The sequence below is a fragment of the Spirulina sp. 06S082 genome (assembly GCF_034932145.1).
GTDB lineage: Bacteria > Cyanobacteriota > Cyanobacteriia > Cyanobacteriales > Spirulinaceae > CCY15215.
Map to the genome: position 1 here is coordinate 1 of NZ_JAYGHV010000458.1, position 3,842 is coordinate 3,842.

A 3,842-nucleotide genomic window follows, 5' to 3' on the forward strand; every position below is an offset into this window, starting at 1 on the left:
CTTAAGGTATCGATGTGACCCTCGAAAACATACCATTCGGCGCGATCGTTAATGGGATTGAGAAGAACGACTTTCAAGTGAGAGCCAACATCTTCAAAACTCTTAATGGCTATTTCTCGTTGAGAAACTTGAGTTTTTTCCGAGTCCGACAAATCTGAAGATTGAATTGGCTTAGTTTTAAAAATGGTATCTTGAGTGATAACGAGGGTAGCCGCTTCCACGACTTGAATATGACCTTCAAAGGCATACCAAACTTTGCGTCCGACCAGTTCATTGTCTAACGTGAGTTTGTAGTGACTGCCCTCTTTATCGGCCAATTTAACGCCATATTCATTACCTTTCGCGATGGGAATTTTTTCCGATACGCTCAAAGCACTGGATTGAACAGGCTGGGTTTTAAAAACCGTATCTTGCGTAACAATTACAGTTGACATCTTTCTCGGTAATTCAGAAAGGTTAATTAATGTCAACACTATAGGGGCATTTTTGCGGAATTGGGCGAAATTTAACGTTTTTACAAGTTATTGAGATTTGGCGATCGCGGCTGGATAGATAATGGGAACATGAGTGTTTGTCAACTTGTCAGGGTTGAAAATTTGCGGTTTACTATTTAGTTAAATATTTTTGATGAAAAATTGGCTTGTGCGATCGCTCTCGTTGGGTTTTATGGGATTGGGTTTATTTAGCGCGATGGCCGTGGCGATCGCGGTTCCCCTTAGACAGGCTCTCGATCGCCCCGTGGATAGTCTCCCTGGTGGCGATACGTCAACTTTCTCTGGCTACGATCGCCCCATTTTTATCTGGCCGACAGCAGGAGAAATTACCCAGAGGTTTCACCGCTACCATGAAGGCCTTGATATTGCCGGGTCTACGGGTACGCCAATTTTAGCGGCGGGGGATGGTACGGTGATAAAGGCAGGCTGGGATGATTGGGGATTGGGCAATGCGATCGCCCTGCAACACGAGGATGGCAGTCGCACGGTTTACGGTCACAATCAACGTCTTTTCGTCCGCGTTGGCGAAACCGTGCGTCAAGGTCAAACCATTGCAGAAATGGGCAGTACGGGCAATAGTACGGGACCGCATTTACATTTTGAAGTTCTTCCCAATGGTCGCGATCCGGTGGATCCCCTGTTATTTCTGCCCTATTAATTGTGGCGATCGGTGGGGGTTTTGGCTTTAAAGGTGGTGAGAATGGGGGTACCCAAAAGTTCTGCCAGTTCGACGATCGCGGGCATTCGGATGTATTGATTCTTTCTTTGAGGTCATGGTACAACAACTTTCTCCTCTTACTATCGAAAACGAACTTCTCTATCCCGATAGCGACGGCAAACCCTTGGCTGATAATACGATTCAATTACGCTTAATTTTCACCATTAAAGGTGGTCTCGATGCTCTGTTTAAAGACAGAGATGATGTTTTTATCGCTGCCGATTTGCTCTGGTATCCGGTTCAGTTGACCCAATCAGAGATTCGAGCGCAAAAGAAACCGAAAAAGCAAGCTCCCGATGTGATGGTGGTTTTCGGACGACCCAAGGGAGATCGCGGTTCTTACAAGCAATGGGAAGAGGATAATGTTGCCCCGCAAGTGGCTTTTGAAATCCTATCTCCGGGGAATAGGAAGAAAGATATGGAGACCAAGTTTAAGTTTTATCAAGAGCATGGAATTGAGGAATATTACCTTTACAATCCGAAAAAGAATCACTTACAAGGATGGTTGAGAAGGGGGAAGAAGTTGGAAGAAATCTCTCAGATGGAGGGATGGATAAGTCCGCTTTTGGGGATAAGATTTACGACCAGTGAGGGGGAGTTAGCATTATTTCATCCCGATGGAGAACGTTTTATTGAATTTGTTGAGGCGATCGAACAACGCGATCGCGAACGATTAGAAAAGTATCTCGAAAAACAACGTGCCGATCGCGCAGAAGCCATCGCAGAGGAAGAACGAAAGAAAAATCAACAGTTACGCGATCGCCTCATACAACTCGGTATCGATCCTGAAAGTCTCCCCTAATTTTAGAGCGCGATCGCTTTCTTGCTCATTATTCCACTCCGATCTCATCGCCAAAGTTTGTTGCTGAAAATTAAAGATTACATTCGGTAATAATGCGATCGCTGCCAACCCTAATCTATTTATGAAAATTAAAGATTAAATTCGGTAATAATGCGATCGCCGCCAACCCTAATCTATTTATGAAAATTAAAGATTAAATTCGGTAATAATGCGATCGCCGCCAACCCTAATCCATTTCAATGGATTTTTCGTATGAGACAGGGATTTTCAATCCCTGGCGGATCGAGATAAGAAGGATAATTTAATTACCGATTTGTTTCCCTAACTTCCATTGAAATGGATTTTTCGTATGAGACAGCGCTTGGGGGATGGCGAGGTTTCCTCGCCATATCCAACCAAGTAAGAAGGGATTTTCAATCCTTGGCGGATCTAGCGAATATCCTAAGTTAGAGGCATCGCACCCGCATACTGCACGCCGGAAAGATAAGCCATATCCCGATCCCAAGTGGTCAAATCGTCCGAGCAAAACTGATTTAAGTGCGTATGTCCGCAAGCTCGCGCCAGAACCTGCATTAGCTCTGTAGAGGCACGGAAGAAGCGATTGAGCCTTGCTGCGGCTTCATCAATAACCAAACGGCGGCGTAAATGCTCCTTTTGGGTTGCAATTCCCACCGGACAGTTATTAGTGTGACAAGCACGCATTCCCAGACAACCGATCGCCTGAATTGCAGCATTAGAAACAGCAATGCCATCGGCACCCAGTGCTAAAGCCTTGGCAAAATCCGCCGGAGTCCGCAAACCCCCTGTAATAATCAAAGTGACATCCTTTGCACCCCGGCGATCGAGGTATTTCCGCGCCCTGGCCAGTGCGGGAATTGTCGGGACGGAAATATTATTGCGGAATAATAATGGCGCGGCTCCAGTGCCTCCGCCTCGACCATCTAAAATGATGTAATCTACGCCAATTCGCAATGCGGCTTCAATATCTTGTTCGATATGCTGGGCGGAAAGTTTGACACCAATGGGAATACCTCCCGTGGTATCTCGTACCGTATCGGCAAAATTGCGAAAATCATCTACAGATTCCCAGTCGGGGAAGCGCGGGGGAGAAATGGCTGCTTCTCCTTCTTGCAAACCTCGGACTTCAGCAATTCTTCCTTTTACCTTATGTCCTGGTAGATGTCCCCCTGTGCCTGTTTTAGCCCCCTGGCCGCATTTAAAATGAAAAGCCTGCACCTGCATCAGTTTGTCCATTGAGAAGCCAAATCGAGCCGAAGCAAGCTCGTAGAAGTAACGATTATTAGCGGCTTGTTCTTCCGGTAACATTCCACCCTCTCCGGAACAGATTCCAGTTTCTGCTAATTCTGCACCTTTGGCCAGTGCAATTTTGGCTTCTGCGGATAAAGCGCCGAAACTCATATCCGAGACAAAAATCGGCAAACTTAGCTTTAAGGGTTGTTTGGCTTTGGGTCCGATGGTTAATTCCGTTCCCACTTCGGTATCATCTAACAAAGGTAAGCGTGCTAATTGAGCCGTGACAAACTGCAAATGATCCCACTGGGGCAATTCTGGAGCTGGGACTCCCATTGCAGCGACGGGTCCGTGATGCCCGGTTTTGGAGAGTCCGTCGGCTGCAAGTTGTTGAATATATCGAGTGCTGGGTTCTTCTGTGGTACCGTGGATATCGGCGTAGGCTCCTTGGTATTGTAAAGTTTAACTAAAAATATAGTCAAACAGAGTGATTTATGGTAAATTATTGTCATCATGTTTATCCAACTCAACCAAAAAAGCAGGAGTTGGTAAATTAGATAGGATTGATTGATTGAGA

2 protein-coding genes and 2 pseudogenes are annotated in these 3,842 nt (G+C 45.9%); 2 read left to right on the forward strand and 2 right to left on the reverse strand.

The features are described from left to right. Nucleotides 1–434, reverse strand: a pseudogene (locus tag VB714_RS26845) (hypothetical protein); the annotation flags it as partial. 193 nt (nt 435–627) lie between these two features. Here VB714_RS26845 and VB714_RS26850 point away from each other — a divergent pair. Together VB714_RS26850 and VB714_RS26855 are read left to right on the forward strand one after the other, a co-directional pair. Continuing rightward, nucleotides 628–1,152, forward strand: coding sequence for a M23 family metallopeptidase (locus tag VB714_RS26850; RefSeq protein WP_323228367.1), 525 nt, complete (start codon nt 628–630; stop codon nt 1,150–1,152). A gap of 115 nt (nt 1,153–1,267) precedes the next feature. Continuing rightward, nucleotides 1,268–2,014 (forward strand): Uma2 family endonuclease, encoded by a 747-nt coding sequence (locus VB714_RS26855; protein WP_323228369.1) that lies wholly within the window; start codon nt 1,268–1,270, stop codon nt 2,012–2,014. 441 nt (nt 2,015–2,455) lie between these two features. Here VB714_RS26855 and VB714_RS26860 read toward each other — a convergent pair. Beyond that, nucleotides 2,456–3,718: pseudogene (locus tag VB714_RS26860) on the reverse strand (FMN-binding glutamate synthase family protein); the annotation flags it as partial. Nucleotides 3,719–3,842: the final 124 nt, after the last annotated feature.